18 protein-coding genes are annotated in these 17626 nt (G+C 74.0%); 6 read left to right on the top strand and 12 right to left on the bottom strand.

The features are described from left to right. Nucleotides 1-6: 6 nt before the first annotated feature. Nucleotides 7-969, bottom strand: a complete 963-nt coding sequence (locus GON04_RS24845) for an MBL fold metallo-hydrolase (protein ID WP_157400629.1) — start codon at nt 967-969, stop codon at nt 7-9. 275 nt (nt 970-1244) lie between these two features. Between GON04_RS24845 and GON04_RS24840 the strand changes: the two genes are divergently transcribed. Continuing rightward, nucleotides 1245-2024, top strand: a complete 780-nt coding sequence (locus GON04_RS24840) for a glycine zipper 2TM domain-containing protein (protein ID WP_157400628.1) — start codon at nt 1245-1247, stop codon at nt 2022-2024. A 34-nt stretch (nt 2025-2058) separates the two neighbouring features. Further along, the gene (locus tag GON04_RS24835; RefSeq protein WP_157400627.1) at nt 2059-2367 is read left to right on the top strand and encodes a hypothetical protein; all 309 of its coding nucleotides are present in this window, start codon (nt 2059-2061) and stop codon (nt 2365-2367) included. 10 nt (nt 2368-2377) lie between these two features. Here GON04_RS24835 and GON04_RS24830 read toward each other — a convergent pair whose 3' ends face one another. The 5 genes from GON04_RS24830 to GON04_RS24810 form a co-directional block, all read right to left on the bottom strand. Further along, the gene (locus GON04_RS24830) at nt 2378-3256 is read right to left on the bottom strand and encodes a class I SAM-dependent methyltransferase (RefSeq protein WP_157400626.1); all 879 of its coding nucleotides are present in this window, start codon (nt 3254-3256) and stop codon (nt 2378-2380) included. A 106-nt stretch (nt 3257-3362) separates the two neighbouring features. Beyond that, nucleotides 3363-4145: a GntR family transcriptional regulator gene (locus GON04_RS24825; protein WP_157400625.1), complete on the bottom strand. Its 783-nt coding sequence runs from the start codon at nt 4143-4145 to the stop codon at nt 3363-3365. An 11-nt stretch (nt 4146-4156) separates the two neighbouring features. Next, nucleotides 4157-5383 (bottom strand): amidase, encoded by a 1227-nt coding sequence (locus tag GON04_RS24820; protein ID WP_157400624.1) that lies wholly within the window; start codon nt 5381-5383, stop codon nt 4157-4159. Then, nucleotides 5380-6321 carry a polysaccharide deacetylase family protein gene (locus GON04_RS24815; protein WP_157400623.1) on the bottom strand — a complete coding sequence of 314 codons (942 nt, stop codon included), beginning with the start codon at nt 6319-6321 and terminating at the stop codon, nt 5380-5382. Before GON04_RS24815 ends, GON04_RS24820 begins: the two co-directional genes overlap by 4 nt. 10 nt (nt 6322-6331) lie before the next feature. Then, nucleotides 6332-6748, bottom strand: a complete 417-nt coding sequence (locus tag GON04_RS24810) for a nuclear transport factor 2-like protein (protein WP_157400622.1) — start codon at nt 6746-6748, stop codon at nt 6332-6334. A 200-nt stretch (nt 6749-6948) separates the two neighbouring features. Here GON04_RS24810 and GON04_RS24805 point away from each other — a divergent pair, with 200 nt between their 5' ends. The 4 genes from GON04_RS24805 to GON04_RS24790 all read left to right on the top strand — a co-directional run bounded on the left by GON04_RS24805 (nt 6949) and on the right by GON04_RS24790 (nt 12200). Continuing rightward, entirely contained in the window at nt 6949-8136 is a 1188-nt protein-coding gene (locus GON04_RS24805) for an ABC transporter substrate-binding protein (protein ID WP_157400621.1), read from the top strand. Nucleotides 8137-8149: 13 nt separating this feature from the next. Then, nucleotides 8150-9025: a branched-chain amino acid ABC transporter permease gene (locus GON04_RS24800; RefSeq protein WP_157400620.1), complete on the top strand. Its 876-nt coding sequence runs from the start codon at nt 8150-8152 to the stop codon at nt 9023-9025. Beyond that, nucleotides 9022-11565: a branched-chain amino acid ABC transporter ATP-binding protein/permease gene (locus GON04_RS24795; RefSeq protein WP_157400619.1), complete on the top strand. Its 2544-nt coding sequence runs from the start codon at nt 9022-9024 to the stop codon at nt 11563-11565. The genes GON04_RS24800 and GON04_RS24795 overlap by 4 nt, the downstream gene beginning before the upstream one ends. An 89-nt stretch (nt 11566-11654) precedes the next feature. Next, nucleotides 11655-12200, top strand: coding sequence for an ankyrin repeat domain-containing protein (locus GON04_RS24790; protein ID WP_157400618.1), 546 nt, complete (start codon nt 11655-11657; stop codon nt 12198-12200). A 76-nt stretch (nt 12201-12276) separates the two neighbouring features. On the opposite strand, the gene GON04_RS24785 is transcribed toward GON04_RS24790, so the two are convergent. The 6 genes from GON04_RS24785 to GON04_RS24760 form a co-directional block, all read right to left on the bottom strand. Then, the gene (locus tag GON04_RS24785; RefSeq protein ID WP_157400617.1) at nt 12277-12561 is read right to left on the bottom strand and encodes a hypothetical protein; all 285 of its coding nucleotides are present in this window, start codon (nt 12559-12561) and stop codon (nt 12277-12279) included. Between the two features lie 82 nt (nt 12562-12643). Further along, a complete protein-coding gene (locus GON04_RS24780; RefSeq protein WP_157400616.1) occupies nt 12644-13450 on the bottom strand; it encodes an amidohydrolase family protein in 807 nt (268 codons plus the stop codon). Then, nucleotides 13447-14433 carry a tripartite tricarboxylate transporter substrate binding protein gene (locus GON04_RS24775; RefSeq protein WP_157400615.1) on the bottom strand — a complete coding sequence of 329 codons (987 nt, stop codon included), beginning with the start codon at nt 14431-14433 and terminating at the stop codon, nt 13447-13449. Before GON04_RS24775 ends, GON04_RS24780 begins: the two co-directional genes overlap by 4 nt. A gap of 15 nt (nt 14434-14448) precedes the next feature. Next, a complete protein-coding gene (locus GON04_RS24770; RefSeq protein WP_181653755.1) occupies nt 14449-15261 on the bottom strand; it encodes a UTRA domain-containing protein in 813 nt (270 codons plus the stop codon). Nucleotides 15262-15272: 11 nt separating this feature from the next. After that, nucleotides 15273-16232 carry a Bug family tripartite tricarboxylate transporter substrate binding protein gene (locus GON04_RS24765; protein ID WP_157400613.1) on the bottom strand — a complete coding sequence of 320 codons (960 nt, stop codon included), beginning with the start codon at nt 16230-16232 and terminating at the stop codon, nt 15273-15275. A 152-nt stretch (nt 16233-16384) separates the two neighbouring features. After that, nucleotides 16385-17296, bottom strand: a complete 912-nt coding sequence (locus GON04_RS24760; protein WP_232533179.1) for a recombination-associated protein RdgC — start codon at nt 17294-17296, stop codon at nt 16385-16387. Between the last annotated feature and the right edge of the window lie 330 nt (nt 17297-17626).

Genomic DNA, 17626 nt, shown 5'->3' with positions numbered 1-17626 from the left:
GCCGCGCTACTTGAGCGTGGAGTAGTTCAGCGGCAGGAAGGTGTAGCCCTTGCCGGCCGCGCGCAGGTAGCCCAGGCCGGGGAACGAGAGGTGGGAGGCGCCCACCAGGTCGCCGGTCTTCGCTGCCTCGGCGTAGGCCTTCTGCCGCGCCGGCATCGCCTTCCTGGCATCGCTGTCGAACGCGATCGTCACGGTGGGGTCCTCGAACTGCACCGCCGCCACGTGCATCAGGTCGCCCCACAGCACCAGCTTGCGGCCCTTGCTCTCGACCGTGTAGATCGTGTGGCCCGGGGTGTGGCCGTAGGCCGGCTGGGCGCGGACGCCCGGCACGAGCTCGGTGGCGCCCTCGAACGGCTTGAGCTTGCCGGCCTGCTGGTAGGGGCCGGCCATCAGCATCGCGCCCTTGAAGAAGTCCTTGGCGGAATCGGGGGCCGCGTTCATGTTGGCCTCGCTCAGCCAGTAGTCGACGTCGCGCTTGTCGATGCGCAGCACGGCGTTCGCAAACACGCGCTGGTTGTTGGCCACCAGCCCGCCGACGTGGTCGCCGTGCATGTGGGTGATGTAGATCTCGTCGACCTGCTCGGGCTGGTAGCCGGCCGCCTTCAGGTTGGCGACCAGCCCGCCCAGCGTGGGGCCGAACAGGCTGCCGGCGCCGGTGTCGATGAGCACCAGCTTGCTGCCGGTGTTCACCAGGTAGCCGTTGACCGAGGTCTCGACCTGCTCGCCCAGGTGGTTGCGGCGCAGGGCGGCGACCATCTTCTTCGGATCGCCCTTGAGCAGCTTGGTCACCGGCAGTGCCAGCGTGCCGTCGGACAGGGCGGTCACCTCGACGTCGCCGACCAGGGTGCGGTACCAGCCCGGTGCCTGGGTCTTGGCCAGCGGCGCTTCGGCGTGCGCGGCCGGGGGCAGGGCGGCGGTGCCGGCCAGGCAGGCCAGGACCAGGGCGGGAAGCAAGCGGCGCATGGGCATCTCCTGCGTGGTGGACGCGGCGCGGATGGTAAGCCCAGCGCTCGGGTGCAGCCAAGCCGTGGCGGCATCACGCGCCGCGCGGTCGGGCCGCCTCGCCGAAGCCATCCGTGGCGCAGGGCGCGGGGCTGCGATCGCTGCAAACCGCCAAAGCGAGCAATAGCCCCGTGAAGTTGTGCCGGGTCGACACAGACCGCTACAAATCGGACAAACCAGACGTCTGCCCGCTTCAGCTCGGCCGTTATAAACCCGTCATCGACAACAGCAGACCGATCCAGATGTCCACCGTTCTCTCGCAAGAAGCTCCTCCGTCCTCGCTACGCTCCGTCCCGGTCGCGGTCTGGGGCGTGGTGGGCGCGCTGGCGCTGGCCTCCGCCGGCCTGGCCGGCGCCCTGGTGATGCGTTCGGTCGACAGCGACAAGGTGGCTGCGCAGGCCGAGCCCAGCAGCAGCGTCACCGCGCAGCAGTCACCCACCGCCACGGCAGGCACCAGCCAAGCCGCGCTGCAAGCCCAGCCGGCGCAGCTGGCGGCGGCACCGCAAGCGGCACCCAAGCCGGTGCACAAGCCCGTCCAGAAGCCGGCCCAGCCCGCGCAGTCGGCGCCGCAGGTCGTCGCCCAGGGCCAGCCGCAGTCCAGCCCGCCGACCCACCTCGAGACCACCCGCGCCGCCGTGTGCGGCACCTGCGGCACGGTCGAGGCGGTGCACGCCATCCAGCAGAAGGGCGAAGGCAGCGGCCTGGGCGCCGTGGCCGGTGGCGTGCTCGGCGGCGTGCTCGGCAACCAGGTCGGCGGCGGCACCGGCAAGGCCGCGATGACCGTGCTGGGCGCCGTCGGCGGCGGCCTGGCCGGCAACGAAGCCGAGAAGCGCTACAAGGCCACCACCGTCTACGACGTGCAGGTCCGCATGGAGGACGGCAGCGTCCGCAGCTTCCGTCGCAACGACGCCGTCGCGGTCGGCACCCGTGTCACGGTCGACGGCAGCACGATGCGCGTGGGCAGCGGCGCCGCCAGCAACGCCGAGCCGCGCACCCTGCGCACGTCGGCCACCGGCGCCTGACGCGGCCGGTTCGCGCCGGCCCGACCTGCCTGACGTGACCACCGCGGTCCCGCCCCTGCCGCCGATCTGCGTGGTGCCGGCCCCCGCTGCGGGCGGCTTCGGGCCGGCCACACCGTTGTCGGCCGACAAGCGCCGGGCGCTGGTGCGGGCGCGGCTGGAGGCCTGGCAGGCCGCCGACGGTGCGGCCCGCAACGCCGAGCGGCGGGTCGACGAGGACACTCGCACCTCGCTGCTGATCGGCGGCCCGGGGCCGTCGCCGGACCTGCTGCGCGCCGCGATCAAGCTGCGCAGCATCGCGATCGAGCGGATGGAACGGCTGCGCAACGCGCTGGCCGTCCAGTGAGCGTCCCGGCTCAGCCTCCTGCCGACACCGGCGCCACCTTGCGCGCCACGTAGTGGAACCAGGCGGCGTCGTCCGGCGCTGCATTGCCGGCCACCTCGGCACCGCGCACGTTGTCGAGCACGGCCTCGACGATGAAGCCGGCGTCGGCCAGCTGCCGCCTCTGCTCGGCCAATGGCATGTGGACCATCGGTGCGGCGGCGCCCATCGGGCTGCCGCTGCGCACCAGCGTGTCGTCGCCCCGGTCGCCGGCGCGCTGCCAGCCCGGATACGGCCCCGCCGACCGGGGCAAGCCACGCAATTGCTGCGCAAGCCGCCGGCCCAGGAGCAGCGCCTGGGTGCGGGCCGGCAGCGGCAGCCCGGGGCGCGCCCGCGTGCCGGGGCCGGGCCGGTGGTGCGCCGAGACGATGAACAGCCCGCCGGGGCGCAGCACCCGGTGCACTTCGGCCAGCACGTGCGCGCGGTCGGCCGCCGGCAGGGCGTCGATGCCGCGCGAGGCGAACACCGCCAGCGCGAAATGCCCCGCCGGCAGGCGTTGCAGGTCGCGCGGATCCATCTGCTCGAAGCGCAGGTCGGGGTGGGCGCTCCGGCAGGCCTCCACCGCCGGCGCCGTGGCCGCGAGCCCGACGTACTCGCCGCCCAGCCGCCGCAGCAGGGCGGTGGTGCGGCCGCCCCCGATGCCGATGTCCAGGATGGGCTGGCCCGCCACCTCGGGCGTGACGCTGGCCACGGCCGCCCGTTCGCCCGGATCGCTCCAGCCCTGCTGGCGCGGGTCGCCGGGTGCTGCCGCCGCCCGCGGCCAGGCCGACGGCCCGCTGCGTGCGGGCTCGGCGGTCGAAGACAGGCGTCCGCGCGCGCTGGCAGCGCCCGCGAACGCGGCAGGTCCGGGCATCGTGTCTCCTTGCAGCGGCTTGCAGGCCGCCCCTGGGATGAACGATGGCGGCGGCCGACTTGTTCCCGGTTGGGCTGGAGGTCTTGTGTCCGGACGTGGCCGGCCTTCAGGCCAGGCCGAGCATGCGGCCCAGGCTGGGCGAGGCGGTGTGCTGGCGCAGCTCGACGTGGCGCTCCAGCGTGGTGAGGTGGTCGCCCATCAGCCGCACCGCGCCCTCGGCGTCGCCGCGCGCGATGCAATCGACCAGGGCGCCGTGCTCGTCGTGCTCGCAGGAGGCGTTGCCCGGCGCCTCGTACAGGGCCACGATGAGCGAGCAGCGCGACACCAGCTCGACGAGGTAACGCTCCAGGATGGGGTTGCGCGCCAGCTGCGCCAGGCGCAGGTGGAAGGTGCTGGCCAGGCGCGACCAGGCCGGCTGGTCGAAGCGGTGCACCGCCTCGTGTTCGCGGGCCAGCTGGCGCCGCAGGTCGGCCACGTCCTCGCGGGTGGCATGGCGCGCGGCCAGCCGCACGATGGCGGCCTCGACGGCGCGCCGGGCCTCGAAGATCTGGCGCGTCTCCTCCGGCGTGGGGCTGGCGACGATGGCGCCCTTGTTGGGCCGCAGCTCGACGATGTGGTCGTGCGCCAGCCGCTGCAGCACCTTGCGCACCGTCGAGCGGCTGGCCTCGAACAGTGCGCACAGCGCCTGCTCGGGCAGCTTGGTGCCGGGCGGCAGCCGGTGCCCCATCACGCCCTCGAACACCGAGTCGTAGATGCGCTGCTCGACGTCCCCCGGCGGCGCCGCGGCGGCCACCGGTGCGCGCGCGGCGCGCGGCGACCGCACCGCCGTCGTCTTGCCGGCGGGGGTGGCGCGGGCCGCGGCAGCGCGGCGGACGGCGGGGCGGGCCATGGAGGGCGCGATTATCCGGCGCCGCCGGTGAGCGCGGCCGGCAGGCGGGCATGCAGGCGCTGGGCCAGCGCGATCAGCGCGGCATCGCTGCCGGCCGGGCCGACCAGCGACAGGCCGATCGGCAGCCCGTCCGGCGTGCGGCACGGCAGGCTGACCTGCGGCAGCCCGGCCAGGCCGGCCAGGCAGGTGATGCGCAGGGTGCGCAGCCGTACCGCGTCGACCTCGGCCGGGTCGGCCGTGCGCAGCGGCGCGACGCTGGCGGCCGAGGGCACCAGGGCCACGCCGTCGCTGCCGAGCAGGTCGCGCAACTGGCCGCGCACCGCGGTCTGCGTGCTGCGGCCGGCCTGGGCCTGCGCCTCGGTCACGCCGCTGGCGAACTGGAAGCGCTGCGCCACCGCCGGCGCGAAGCCGGGATCTGCGCCCGTGATCCAGGCGCCGTGCGCCTGCCAGGCCTCGCGGGCGCCGGCGGCGACGTAGGCCTGGCGCCAGGCATCGGGCGCGAAGGCGTCGGCCGGCACCGTGTCGCGCTCCAGGCCCAGGTCCTGCAGGGCCTGCCAGGCGGCCTGCAGCGGCGCCTGGAACACCGCGTCGGCCTGCTCCCAGGCGGCCTGCCAGCGCTGGGCGCGCCGCCAGGCGCGCGGCGGCGCCGGCGGCAGCAGCACGGCACCGACGCGGGCGAAGGTGGGCGCCGCATGCGCCAGCCAGGTCGGCGTGTCGAAGCCCGGGTGCAGCGGCACCAGCCCCTGCTGCGACAGCAGGCCGTGCGTGGGCCGCAGGCCCCACAGCCCGCAGTAGCTGGCCGGCACGCGGGTGGAGCCGCCGGTGTCGGTGCCGAGCGCGAAGTCGACCAGCCGCGCCGCCACCGCCGCCGCCGATCCGCTCGACGAGCCGCCCGGCACCCGGCCCGGCGCGGCCAGGTTGAGCGGCGTGCCGTAGTGGGCGTTGTCGCCGTGGATGCTGTAGGCCAGTTCGTCGGTGAGCAGCTTGCCGACGCAGGTGGCGCCCGCGGCGAGCAGCTGCTCCACCAGCGGGCTGCTGCGCCCGGGCACCGGGTGGGTGGCGAGCCAGCGCGGGTTGCCGGCCCCGGTGGGCCAGCCGGCGACGTCGAACAGGTCCTTGACGCCGAAGCGCAGGCCGGCCAGCGGGCCGGTGGCGGCGCCGGCGCGCAGGTGGCGGCCGTGCGGCACCCAGGCGCCGACGCGGTCGTCGATCGGGAAGGCGTCGCTGGTCGTCGTCATGCGAACTCTCCCGGGCGCTCGGCCGCCAGCGCCTGCATGTGCGCGGCGATGGCGCCGGGCGTGGTGAACCAGATCCGGCCGGCGTCGCGGGCGCGGGCGAAGGCCTCCAGCGCGCCGCGCAGGTGCCGCAGCCGGTGCGGCTGGCCGACGATGTAGGGATGCAGGGCCAGCCCCATCACCAGCGGCTGCGCGCGCGCCTGCAGCAGCATCTCGTCGAAGTGGTCCTGCACCAGGGCGAAGAAGTCGCGCGTGTCCATCTGGCGCGCCACCAGCATCGGGATGTCGTTCAGTTCCTGCGGGTAGGGGACCGACCAGAGCGCCGTGCCGGACCGGGTGCGCAGGGGCACCGGCTGGTCGTCGTGGCACCAGTTGAGCGTGTAGGCGTAGCCGGTCTCGGCCAGCAGGTCGGGCGTGCGCGGGCTCTCCGAGATCCAGGGCGACAGCCAGCCGGCCGGGGCGCGGCCGCTCTCGCGCGCGATGCGGGCGCGGCAGCTCGCCAGCAGCTCGCGCTCGTGGCCCTCGCTCCAGCCGCCCTGGCGCTCGGCGTTGGTGTGGCCGTGGCCGACGATCTCGTCGCCGCGCGCCACGTGCGCCTGCACCAGCTCCGGGCAGTGGTCGTACAGCGCGGTGTTCACCAGCGTGCCGGCCGGCAGGCCCAGCTGGTCGAACAGGTCGAGGCAGCGCCAGGCGCCGACCCGGTTGCCGTACTCGCGCCAGCTGAAGTTCAGCACGTCGGGATGGGGCGACACCGGCCCGAGCGCGGCGCCCAGGCCGTCGCCGAAGGCGAAGTGCTCGAGGTTGTAGCCCAGGTAGACGGCCAGCCGCGCGCCGCCCGGCCACTGCCAGTCGGGGCGCCGGTGGATGGGCCGGTAGGCGAAGCGCCCATGGTCGGGCAGGGCCGCCGGCCAGCGCGGTGTGTCGGGAACGGCTGCGCTCATGCGGTGGTCCTCACAGCGTGGCCAGGCCGGCGCGCACCAGCAGCCATTCGGCGCTGTCGTTCCAGACGTCCATCTCGGCGATCAGGCCGTGGCGCAGCACGTAGCGGTCGACATAGCGGTTGCCCTCGAAGGCGGTGCCGTCGGGCCAGGCGCCGTACAGGGTGCCGAGGCTGTAGACCACGGTGGCCTCGGGCGTGCCGCCGGCCACGGTTTCGGTGCGCTCGACCCGCTTCTTCACCCAGGCATAGCGCCCGGCGTTGAACGCGGTGCACTCGGCTGGTGCGCGCATCGCCCGGTTGCCGGTGAAGCGGATGCGCAGGTCGGGCGCGATGAAGGCGCTGGCGGCCACCGGGTCGGGCAGCATCAGCAGGCGCAGGTACTCGTCGACGAGGGCGGCGGGCGCGAGCGCGGGAACGGTGGCAGGCATGGCGGTGTCTCCGGTGCGCGCCGCAGCGCGCGGCGCGCGATGGTCTCGCAAGAGCCATGCCGGGATCGTCTCCAATCGGTCCGGCGGATTGTCAACAATTCTTGTCGCGGTTTGCGAACGATCTGGCACACACCTTGCGTCCGGACGGCGGCGTGGGCGGCATCGCCCCATCCCTGTGCCCACTCATTCGGAGAACCGCCATGCACCACCTTCCCCGCCGCACCCTGCTGGCCAGCGCCCTCGGCGCGCTGGCGCTCGTCCTGCCCGGCCTGGCCGCGGCCCAGGGCGAGCCGATCAAGATCGGCCTGGTCACCGCCCTGTCGGGCCAGTCGGCGCTGGCCGGCGAGGCGATCACGCGTGGCCTCCAGGTCGCCATCGACGAGGTCAACGCCAAGGGCGGCCTGCTCGGCGGCCGCAAGCTCGAACTGGTGCGGCGCGACGACGAGGCCAACCCGGCCAAGGGGGTCACGGCCGCGCGCGAACTGATCTTCAAGGAGAAGGTCGCGGTGCTGTTCGGCGGCCTGGACACGCCGGTGTCGATGGCCATCGTGCCGGTGGCCAACCAGGAGAAGGTGCCCTTCGTCGGGCCGTGGGCCGCCGGCACCGCCATCACCAAGAACGGCGCCAGCCCCAACTACGTGTTCCGCGTCTCGGCGGTCGACGAGATCGTCAACGTCGGCATGGTCGACTACGCGCAGAAGACCTTCAAGAGCAGCAAGTTCGGCCTCATCCTGGTCGACAACCCCTGGGGCGAGTCGAACGACAAGGGCCTGCACGCTGCCCTGGCCGCCAGGAACCTCAAGCCGGTCGGGGTCGAGAAGTTCGACGGCAATGCGGTCGACGTCGTGCCCCAGCTCTCGCGCCTGAAGGCCGCCGGCGCCGACACGCTGTTCCTGGTCGGCAACGTCGGTCCCTCGGCCCAGGTCGTCAAGTCGCTCGACCGCATGGGCTGGCAGGTGCCCATCGTCTCGCACTGGGGCCCGGCCGGCGGCCGCTTCACCGAGCTGGCCGGCCCGAACGGCAAGAACGTGCACTTCGTGCAGACCTACAGCTTCTTCGGCAAGCAGACGCCGGTGGGCGAGAAGGTCATCGCGGCGCTCAAGACCAAGTACCCGGCCATCAAGGGCCCGGAAGACATCACGCCGGCGGTCGGCGTGGCCAACGCCTACGACGGCCTGATGCTGGCCGCGCTGGCGATCCAGGCCGCCGGCTCCACCGACGGCGAGGCGGTGCGCCAGGGCTTCTACAAGATCGACAGGTACGCCGGCCTGATCAAGACCTACAACAAGCCGTTCACGCCGCAGCTGCACGATGCCATCGCCTCCACCGACTACGTGTGGGCGCAGTTCATCGACAACCGCATCCTGCCCGTGGGCATGGCGAAGTAAGGGACGGCGCACGATGCTCGCGGCTGCCTGGATCAGCGGTCTCGGCCTGGGCAGCATGTACGGCCTGATGGCCCTCGGCTTCCACGTCACCTGGGCCGTCTCGGCCACCGTCAACTTCGCCCAGGGCAGCGCCATGATGCTGGGCGCGGTCTTCGCGTTCGCCTTCGCCCAGCAGCTGGGCTGGCCGCTGCTGCCGGCCATCGCCGCGGCGCTGGTGCTGTGCGCGGTCTACGGCCTGCTGGTGGAACTGCTGGCGGTGCGGCCGTTCGCGCGCCGCCACTCCGAGGCCTGGCTGATGGCCACCGTGGCGCTGGGCATCGTGGTCGACAACCTCGTGCTGTTCACCTTTGGCAAGGAACCGCGCAGCCTGCCCTCGCCGCTGGCGGTGCAGCCGCTGCGGCTGGGCGACTCGGGCCTGGGCGTCTACCCGCTCGAACTGCTGGTTCCGGTGGTGGGCTTCGCGCTGGCCGCCGCGCTGCACCATGTCTCGCGCCGCACGCGCTGGGGCATCGCGCTGCTGGCGGTGGTGCAGAACCGCGATGCCGCCCGCCTCATGGGCATCCCGATCCGGCGCGTGGTCGCCGCCTCGTTCGCCGTCTCGGCGCTGTTCGCCGGCGTCGCCGGCGTGCTGATCGCGCCGCTGGCCAACGTGCACGCCGACATGGGCACGCTGTTCGGCCTGAAGGCGTTCGCGGTCGCCATCCTGGGCGGCATCGGCAGCGCCTGGGGCGTGATGGCGGCCGGGGTGCTGTTCGGGCTCACCGAAGCCACCATCACCGCCACCCTGGGCTCGGGCTACACCCAGATCCTCAGCTTCGCGCTGGTGATCGCGGTGCTCGCGCTGCGTCCCAACGGCCTGTTCGGCCGCGCGGCGGTGCACAAGGTATGAAGGCGCTCGACCGACTGCAGCCGGCGCTCGCCATCCTGCTGGTGGCCGCCGGACTGGTGCTGGCGGCGCGCGCCAACGGCTACGACGCGGTGGTGATCGGCCAGGTCGCCCTGCTGGCCTGCGTGGGCATCGGCCTCAACGTGCTGCTGGGGCTCACCGGGCAGATCTCGTTCGGCCATGTGGGCTTCTACGCGCTCGGCGCCTACGCCGTGGCGGTGCTCACCAGCAAGGCCGGCTGGAGCTTCTGGCTGGCCTGGCCGGTGGCCGCGCTGCTGGCCGGCGCGGTGGGGGCGCTGCTCGCCTTGCCGGCGCTGCGCGTGCGCGGGCCCTACCTGGCCATGGTGACCATCGCCTTCGGCTTCATCGTCGAGCACGGCGTGGTCGAATGGCGCAGCGTCACCGGCGGCCAGAACGGCATCATGGGCATCGCCGCGCCGGCGCTGCCCGGCCTGCCGGCGGGCGTGCGCGGCGTCGCCATGCTGGCGGTGGCCCTGGCCGGTGCGCTGCTGCTGGCCTACACGCTGCTGGCCCGCGGCACTTGGGGCGCCGCCCTGCGCGCCGTGCGCGACAGCGAGACGGCGGCCCAGTCGCTCGGCTTCCGGCCGCTGGTGCTGCGCACCGTGGCCTTCGCCCTCTCGGCCTTCTGCGCCGGCGCCGCCGGGGCCCTGTTCGCGCCGCTGTCGGGGTTCGTCACGCCGCAGGCATTCGGCTTCATCCAGTCCATCCTGTTCGTGCTGGTGGTGCTGGTCGGCGGCGCCGGCGCGGCCGCCGGTCCCATCGTCGGCGCGCTGGTGGTGGGGCTGCTGCCCGAGTGGCTGTCGCGGCTGGAGGAGTACCGGCTGCTGTTCTTCGGCGCGCTGCTGCTGGTGGTGCTGTGGGCCGCGCCCGATGGCCTGGTCGGCCTGGCGCGCCGGCTGCTGGCGCGCTGGCGGGTGGCGCCCGCGCCGCGCACCGCGAGCGCCGTTCCTGCGCTGTCGCCGCTGGTCGCCGCGCGCCCGGCCGAGGCCGCCACCGTGCTGCAGGCGCGCGGGCTGGCCATGCAGTTCGGCGGCGTGCGGGCGGTGCAGGGGCTGGACCTCGACGTCCCGGCCGGCCGCATCACCAGCCTGATCGGCCCCAACGGCGCCGGCAAGACCACGGCGCTGAACATGCTCAGCGGCTTCTACCGGCCCAGTGCCGGCGGCTTCGCGCTCGGCGGCCAGGCGCTGGCCGGCCTGCCGGCGCACCGCATCGCGCGTGCCGGCATCGCCCGCACCTATCAGACCTCGCAGCTGTTCGGCAGCCTCACGGTCGAGGACAACGTCGCGCTCGCCACCTGCGCCGGCACGGCCGGCCCCCTGCTGGGCGCGGCCCGCTTCCGCGCGCCGGCGGTGCGCCGGACGGCGCGCGACCTGCTCGCCTTCTGCGGCTATGCCGGCGCGCTCGACCGGCCGGCGGCCGATCTGGCGCACGTGGACCGCCGCCTGGTCGAGATCGCGCGCGCGCTCGCCATGCGGCCGGCGCTGCTGCTGCTCGACGAGCCGGCCGCCGGCCTGGCGCGCGAGGACAAGGACCGGCTGGCGGCGCTGCTCGGCCGCATCGCCGGCGCCGGCACCGCGGTGCTGCTGGTGGAGCACGACATGCCGCTGGTGATGGCGGTGTCCGATCAGGTGGTGGTGCTCGACGCCGGCCAGCGCATCGCCGCCGGCACCCCGGCCACCGTGCAGGACGACCCGGCGGTGCGCCAGGCCTACCTGGGCGAGCAGCTCGAGCTGGCGCCGGCGGCCGGCCGCGCCGCGCCGGCCGCCGCCGCGCCCGAACTGCTGGGCATCGGCCGACTGGTCGCCGACCACGGCGCCGGCCCGGTGCTGCGCGGCGTCGACCTGCGCGTGCGCGAGGGCGAACTGGTGGCGCTGCTGGGCGCCAACGGCGCCGGCAAGTCGACGCTGATGCGCGCCGTGGCCGGCCTGCACCGGCCGGTGGGCGGCGGCATCCACCTGGGCGGGCGCGAGGTCGCCGGCCTGCCGGCCGAACGCATCGCGCGGCTCGGGCTGGTGCTGGTGCCCGAGGGCCGCCAGGTGTTCCCCGAGCTGTCGGTGCTGGACAACCTGCGGCTGGGCGCGTTCACGCGGCCGCAGGGCCGCGAGGCGCGCGTCGAGGACATGCTGCGCCGCTTCCCGCGCCTGCGCGAGCGGCTGCACCAGCGCGCCGGTTTGCTGTCCGGTGGCGAGCAGCAGATGCTGGCGGTGGCGCGCGGGCTGATGGCGATGCCGCGCGTGCTGCTGCTCGACGAGCCCTCGCTGGGGCTGGCGCCCAAGGTCATCGCCGAACTGTTCGCCGCCCTCGACGTGCTGCGCGGCGAGCGCATGACCATCGTCCTGGTCGACCAGATCGCGGCGCTGGCGCTGGCACTGGCCGACCGCGGCTACGTCATCGAGGGCGGCACCATCGTGGCCGAGGGGCCGGCCGCCCAGCTCGCCCAGGACGACCTGCTGGCGCGCGCCTACCTCGGTGCCGGCACGGCGGCCGCCGAGGAACCGCCGCTGCCGATCGCGGCCTGACCCGCGGCCCGGCGACGGCCGGGTTCGCCGTACGAAAAATGACAGGATCGGGCTGCCGGATGAGCTGCCCGCGGCGCTATCGTCCTGCGATGCCGTCGCTCTTCGATCCGGTCTCCCGCACGCCGGGCCCGCAGTCCCCTGCCGCGCCCGACGAGGACACCCTGCGGCTGGCGCGCCAGGTGTTCCAGTGCGTGCGCGCCGGCGACGTCGCGGCGCTGCAGCCGCTGCTGGACCGCGGCCTGCCGCCCAACCTGCGCAACGAGAACGGCGACACCCTGCTGATGCTGGCGGCCTACCACGGCTGGGTGGACGTCACCCGGGCCCTGCTGCTCGCCGGCGCCGACCCCGAACTCGCCAACGACCGCGGCCAGACCCCGCTGGTGGGGGCCGCCTTCAAGGGCTTCACCGGCATCGTGCGCGTGCTGCTCGACCACGGCGCCCAGGTCGACGGCCACGGTCCCGACGGCCGCACCGCGCTGATGACTGCGGCCATGTTCAACCGCCTGGACGTGATCGAGTTCCTGCTCGAACGCGGCGCCCGCGCCGACCTGCGCGATGCCACCGGGCTGTCGGCCGCCGAGGCCGCGCGCCGCATGGGCGCCGACGACGCGGCGGAGCGGTTGGCCCAAGGCTAGGACGGACAGGCCAGGAGCCGGGCGCCGTGCAGCCGGCGCCTGAACACGAGCAGCGACGCAGCGCGCGCCGCGCCCTTCAATGCCGCTGGATCCCGCCGCCGATCGGCGTCCACCGCAGGATGCTGCTCATGCGCCGGCGCCCGTGGGCGGCGCGGGCGACCAGGGTGGCACCGAGGAAGGTGCCGAGGGTCCGCACGGCCAGCGAGGGATGCTTGCGCGTGAGCAGCCAGGCGGCGATGCCGCCGGCCAGGTCGACCCAGTGTTCGCCGGGGAACAGCGGCGCCGGGTTGTCGTAGCGGTTGAGCGCCTGCGGCTTGGCGTCGGCGAGCGCGTCGGAGAAGGTGTTGGTGGAGGCGGCCATGCCGGCACGCTAGCGCGGCCGACGGGCGCCGGGGTGGGAGGCCCAGGCCATCCCGCTGTCGGACGGCGCCGATGCTCGGGCTTCAGGCGTACAGGCGCGCCGCGCCCAGGCACCCGGCCAGCCGGCGCTCGCCCAGGGCCTCGCGGACCGGCTGCAGCAGCGACGCGTAGCGCGGCGGCGCCTGCGGCGGCTGTCCCGTGTGCGGCCAGTCGGACCCCCACACCAGGCGATCGCCGAACAGCTCGGCCACGTCGCGGATTGCTGGCACGAGCGCCTGGTACGGCGCCGCCGCACCGAGCCGGTACCAGCCGGAGAGCTTCACCCAGGCGCCGGCCGCCGCGAGGTGAAGCAGGGCGCGCCGGCTGTCATCCGACGCCGGCTCGTCGACCCGCCATCCCGCGAGGTGGTCGAGCACGAAGGTCAGCCGCGTGTGGGCCTGCAGCTCGGCAATGCGTGGCAGGTGCGACCGGCTGGCGTACCACTGCACGTGCCAGCCAAGGGCGCGCAGGCGCGGGGCCAGCCGGGGCAGTTGCGCGGCGTCATTGCCGACCGGGGAGACGAGGTTGAAGCGGACGCCGCGCACGCCGGCCCGGTGCAGGTGATCGAGCGTCGCGTCGTCCACGTCCGGCGCGACGACGGCGACGCCCCGGTGCGTCCCGGCCGAGGCGCGCAGCGCCCGTTCCAGGACGCTGTTGTCGTGGCCGTACACGCTCGGCTGCACCAGCACCAGGCGACCGATGCCATGGTCGGCCGCCAGGCGCTCGATGGTGTCGAGGCGGGCCGGCGGCGGTGCATAGTGGCCCGCGCGCGTCGGCGCGGCCGCCTCGAAGACGTGCACGTGGCCATCCCACCGGTCGGCGGGCGTGCCGGTGTCGGGCGGCTGCGTCATCCGGCGGTGATGTGCCGCTCGCGCACCAGCGTGCCCCACTGCTCGCGTTGGCGCTGCAGGAAGGCCGCCACCTTCGCCGGATCGTCGTCCGTGAACGGTTCACCGCTGAGGGCGCGGATGCGCGCCAGCACCTCCGGGTCGCTGACCGCTGCGTGCAGGGCGGCCCGCAGGCGCGCCTGCACGGGAGCCGGCGTGGCCGCCGGCGCCAGCAGCGGATTCCACTCGAGCACCTCGTAGCCCGGCACGCCCGCTTCCTCCATCGTCGGGACCTGCGGCAGCGCCCGCGCCCGCACCCTGGCCGTCACCGCGAGCGGCCGCAGCCGGCCCGACTCGATGTGCCCGAGCGAGGAGGCGACATTGGCGAAGAACAGCGGCACCTGGCCGCCGATCACGTCGTTGAGCGCCGGGCCGCCGCCCCGGTACGGCACGTGCACCAGGTCGACGCCGGCGCGGCGTTCGAACAGGGCGCCCGCCAGGTGCTGCGCCGAGCCGTTGCCCGAGGAGGCATAGGCGATCTTGCCCGGCGTGGCCTTGGCCATCCGGACCAGGTCGCGCACGCTGCGCGCCGCGAAGGCGGAGGTGCAGACCAGCACGTTGGGGAACAGGGCCACGACGCCGAGCGGCGCGAAGTCCTTCTGGCTGTCGTACGGCAGCTTCGGAAACAGCGACGGATTGACCGCGAACGAGGAGGCGTCCAGCAGCAGGGTGCTGCCGTCGGGCGCGGCCCGGGCCACCAGGGCGGCGGCGATCTGGCCGCTGCCGCCGGGCCGGTTGTCGACGATGACGGCCTGCCCGAGCGACCTGGCCATCACCGGCGCGATGAGCCGGGCGACCAGGTCGGCGCCGCCGCCGGGCGGATAGGACACGACCAGGCTCACGGTCCGGGCGGCGCCCTGTGCCAGGACGAGGCCCGGCGCGACCAGTGCGGCGACGCCGGCCCCCAGCGCCTGGCGGCGTGGCCTGCTGACGGGATGGTTGGACATCGGATCTCCTTTCGTTCAGCGCACCTGGGCCGTGTATTCGAAGGCGAACGCGTCGCCGCGGGTCGTGCGAAGTTCCACGCAGCGGCCGGTGCGGTCGCGGGCCGTGCGGCGCACGACCACGCAGGGATGCCCTGGCTCCAGCTGCAGGCGCTGCGCCTGCGCCGCGGTCAGTTGCGCGAAGCTCAGGTGGTCCTCGGCCTGGTGCACCAGCACGCCGCAGCGCTGCTGGTACAGCGGGTACAGCAGGTCGCCCCAGTCCTGGGGGTCGGTGTCGGCAAGCGGTGTGAACAGCGGCAGCGGCAGGACGATGGTCTCGAGCAGGCAGGGCGCCGCCGCGATGCTGCGAACCCGTTCGAGCTGCAGCACCTGGCCCTGGGCGTCCAGCCCGAAGACAGTGGCCTCGTTGGCGTCGGCGCGCCGCAGGCGGCGCGACGCGATCCGCGAGGTCGGCGCTTCGGCCAGCGTGCCGGGCGTGCGGAAGCGGAAGAACCGCAGCATCGATGCACCGGACAGGCCCGGCGACACGAAGGTCCCCTTGCCGTGGCGCCGTTCCAGCAGGCCGTCCTCCACCAGCAGCGAGAGCGCCTGGCGGATGGTCCCGAGCGCGACGCCATAGCTCTGGGCCAGCGCCGCCTCGGCGTGGATCGCCTCGCCCGGCGCCCACTCGCCGGCCAGGATCCGCTCGCGCAGGGCCGACGCGACGCCGCCGTAGCGGCTCTGGCCGAGCGCCGTCGCGGGGGTGGGCGCGGGGGAGGGCGCGGGGGAGGGCGCGGGGGAGGGCGCGGGGGAGGGCGCGGGGGAGGGCGCGGGCGCGCGGGAGACGGTCACGCCAACGGGCCTCAATCGGCCTGCATCTGCGCCGCCTTGGCCACCGGGCCCAGGCGGCCCTTCTCCGCCGCCAGGAACTTGCGGAAGTCCTCGCGGCTGCCGCCTTGCGGATCGATGCCCTGCGGGATCAGGCGCGCGCGCAGCTCGGGCGACTTGAGCGCCTTGTTCACGGCGGCGTTCATCTTCTCGAGGATGTCGGCCGATGTGCCCTTGGGCGCGAACAGCCCGGACCAGTGGCCGATGACCAGGTCCTTGAAGCCCTGCTCCTCCGCGGTGGGCACGTCCTGCAGGGCGGCGACACGGCGGTTCCAGGTGCTCGCGATAGCGCGCAGCTTGCCGCCCTTCATCTGCGGCAGCACCACCGGACTGGCCTCGGAGGTCGCCTCGACCTGCTTGCCGATCACGGCCACCACGCCCTCGGACCCGCTCTTGTACGGGATGATGTCCAGCTGCGCGCCGCCCTTGTACTTCAGCATCGCGGCGACGAAGTGCGGCGTGCTGCCGGTGCCGGCGGTGGAGAAGGTCAGGCCCTTGCCCTTCTTCGACTGGGCCACCAGGTCCTTCAGGTCCTTGATCGGCGAATCGGGCGGCACCACGATCACCGACGGGCTGACGGCCATCAGCACCACGGGCACCAGGTCGTCTTCCTGGTACGGCATGGTCTTCTTGATCATCGCATTGGTGATCACGCCGGCGGCCGGTGCCAGGAAGGTGTAGCCGTCGGGGGCCGACTTGGCGACGACCTCCGCGCCCAGCACCGAGCCAGCACCGGGCTTGTTGTCCACGATGATCGGCTGGCCCAGTTCGCGCGAGGCGGCCTCGGCGACGTAGCGTGCCACCAGGTCGTTGGCGCCGCCGGGCCCGAACGGCACGACGAAGTGGATGGGTTTGGATGGCCACGCCTGCGCATGGGCCGACACGGCGATGGCCATCACCGACGCGGCCAGCGCGGTCCGGAACGGGAACTTCATGGAATGCCTCATCAACTAGTCATCTAGAGGAGTAGATTACCAGAGATGGTGCGGCCGAGCTGCGGTCTGCCGACGCACGGCGCGCGCGAGCCGCCGCCTGCGGCCCGGTCGACGGGCCGCAGCGGATCAGTCGGATGACGGGCGGACGCCGCTCAGGCGACCTGGGCCAGCTCGCCGCCCAGCGAGGCCAGCAGCTCGGGCAGCAGCTGGGCGAGCTCGCCGGTGGCGATGGCCACGTCGGCGTCGAAGCCATCCTCCCCCTTGGGGGCGTCGTCGACGTCGCGGATGTCGATCTTGCGGATGGCCAGCTGCTCGGTCAGCACGAACGACACCTTGTCGTTCCAGGTCAGCGCCAGCTGCGTCGGCAGCTTGCCTTCCTGGATGTGCTGGCCGATCTCGTCGAGGTCGAGCGTGTGGCGGGCGTAGCGCACCACCGACTTCTCCTCGTCGGCCCGCTTCAGTTCGAGGTCGCGGTCGATGGTGAAGCCGGCCGGCGCCTCGCGCGTGGTGAGCCACTCACTCATGGCGGTGGCCGGCGCGGTGGCGGTGTTCAGCGGCGCCAGCGGCATCGGGTGGCCGATCTCGGCCATCAGGTCGACCAGGTCCTTGAGCACCGGCTCGGCGGATTTCATGCTGGAGGCCGCCACGATCAGCGAACGCGCCTCGAGGTCCAGCCACAGCGTGTGCGCGCTGCGCTTGCTGAACGCGCGCGGCAGGAACGCGTGGATGATCTGCTCCTTCAGCTCGGCCTTCTCCTTGCGGCCCGGCTTGCGGCCGGTCTCGGCCTCGATCGCCTTGCAGCGCGCCTCGAGCTCGGCACGCACGGCGCCGCCGGGCACGGCCTTGCGCTCCACGGCCAGCTTCAGGATCCACTGGCCGTCGACGGCTTCCACCATGGCGCCGTTCTCCTGGCCGCGCGGCGGCGCCCAGCCGGCCGACCGCTCCTGCGACGGTTCGCAGGGCTCGAAGGCCAGGCGCTGGAGTTCGGCCTCCAGCCGGTCCTGCGCGGGCGCAGTCCAGGTCGGGTCGATGCGGAAGACGACGATGTTCTTGAACAGGGGCATGCGGGAATGCGGATGGGATGGGAATGTCGGGGATCGCATTCTGCCGCCGGCGTCGGCGTGCTCATCCGGCAGGCGCAGCGAACGGCCGAATCGGCGGCAAATGCACGCCTTGACCGGCGCGTCGCGTTGCCCCCGCCCGTCACAGCGATCGCAGGGCCGGCAGGCCCTTGACTTTTGGCGGCCGACCCTGGCCCGGCAGCACGGTCGCGCCGGAATGCATTGCCGCGTTGCCCGCAGGCCGCACCCGGCGGCAGGATCGGCGCGGGCTTGGCGCGCGAGCAACTCGACCGTGGAGCCAGCGCCCCGGGAGGATTCACACGGGATGACAAT

Origin of the sequence: Ramlibacter pinisoli (genome assembly GCF_009758015.1) — a bacterium.
GTDB lineage: Bacteria > Pseudomonadota > Gammaproteobacteria > Burkholderiales > Burkholderiaceae_C > Ramlibacter > Ramlibacter pinisoli.
This window is presented reverse-complemented; position numbering and strand designations above follow the sequence as displayed.

Coding starts and splice junctions, on each gene's coding strand:
- GON04_RS24845 (WP_157400629.1), bottom strand. CDS start 969: ATGCCCATGCGCCGCTTGCTTCCCGCCCTGGTCCTGGCCTGCCTGGCC.
- GON04_RS24840 (WP_157400628.1), top strand. CDS start 1,245: ATGTCCACCGTTCTCTCGCAAGAAGCTCCTCCGTCCTCGCTACGCTCC.
- GON04_RS24830 (WP_157400626.1), bottom strand. CDS start 3,256: ATGCCCGGACCTGCCGCGTTCGCGGGCGCTGCCAGCGCGCGCGGACGC.
- GON04_RS24825 (WP_157400625.1), bottom strand. CDS start 4,145: ATGGCCCGCCCCGCCGTCCGCCGCGCTGCCGCGGCCCGCGCCACCCCC.
- GON04_RS24820 (WP_157400624.1), bottom strand. CDS start 5,383: ATGACGACGACCAGCGACGCCTTCCCGATCGACGACCGCGTCGGCGCC.
- GON04_RS24815 (WP_157400623.1), bottom strand. CDS start 6,321: ATGAGCGCAGCCGTTCCCGACACACCGCGCTGGCCGGCGGCCCTGCCC.
- GON04_RS24810 (WP_157400622.1), bottom strand. CDS start 6,748: ATGCCTGCCACCGTTCCCGCGCTCGCGCCCGCCGCCCTCGTCGACGAG.
- GON04_RS24805 (WP_157400621.1), top strand. CDS start 6,949: ATGCACCACCTTCCCCGCCGCACCCTGCTGGCCAGCGCCCTCGGCGCG.
- GON04_RS24800 (WP_157400620.1), top strand. CDS start 8,150: ATGCTCGCGGCTGCCTGGATCAGCGGTCTCGGCCTGGGCAGCATGTAC.
- GON04_RS24795 (WP_157400619.1), top strand. CDS start 9,022: ATGAAGGCGCTCGACCGACTGCAGCCGGCGCTCGCCATCCTGCTGGTG.
- GON04_RS24790 (WP_157400618.1), top strand. CDS start 11,655: ATGCCGTCGCTCTTCGATCCGGTCTCCCGCACGCCGGGCCCGCAGTCC.
- GON04_RS24785 (WP_157400617.1), bottom strand. CDS start 12,561: ATGGCCGCCTCCACCAACACCTTCTCCGACGCGCTCGCCGACGCCAAG.
- GON04_RS24780 (WP_157400616.1), bottom strand. CDS start 13,450: ATGACGCAGCCGCCCGACACCGGCACGCCCGCCGACCGGTGGGATGGC.
- GON04_RS24775 (WP_157400615.1), bottom strand. CDS start 14,433: ATGTCCAACCATCCCGTCAGCAGGCCACGCCGCCAGGCGCTGGGGGCC.
- GON04_RS24765 (WP_157400613.1), bottom strand. CDS start 16,232: ATGAAGTTCCCGTTCCGGACCGCGCTGGCCGCGTCGGTGATGGCCATC.
- GON04_RS24760 (WP_232533179.1), bottom strand. CDS start 17,296: ATGCCCCTGTTCAAGAACATCGTCGTCTTCCGCATCGACCCGACCTGG.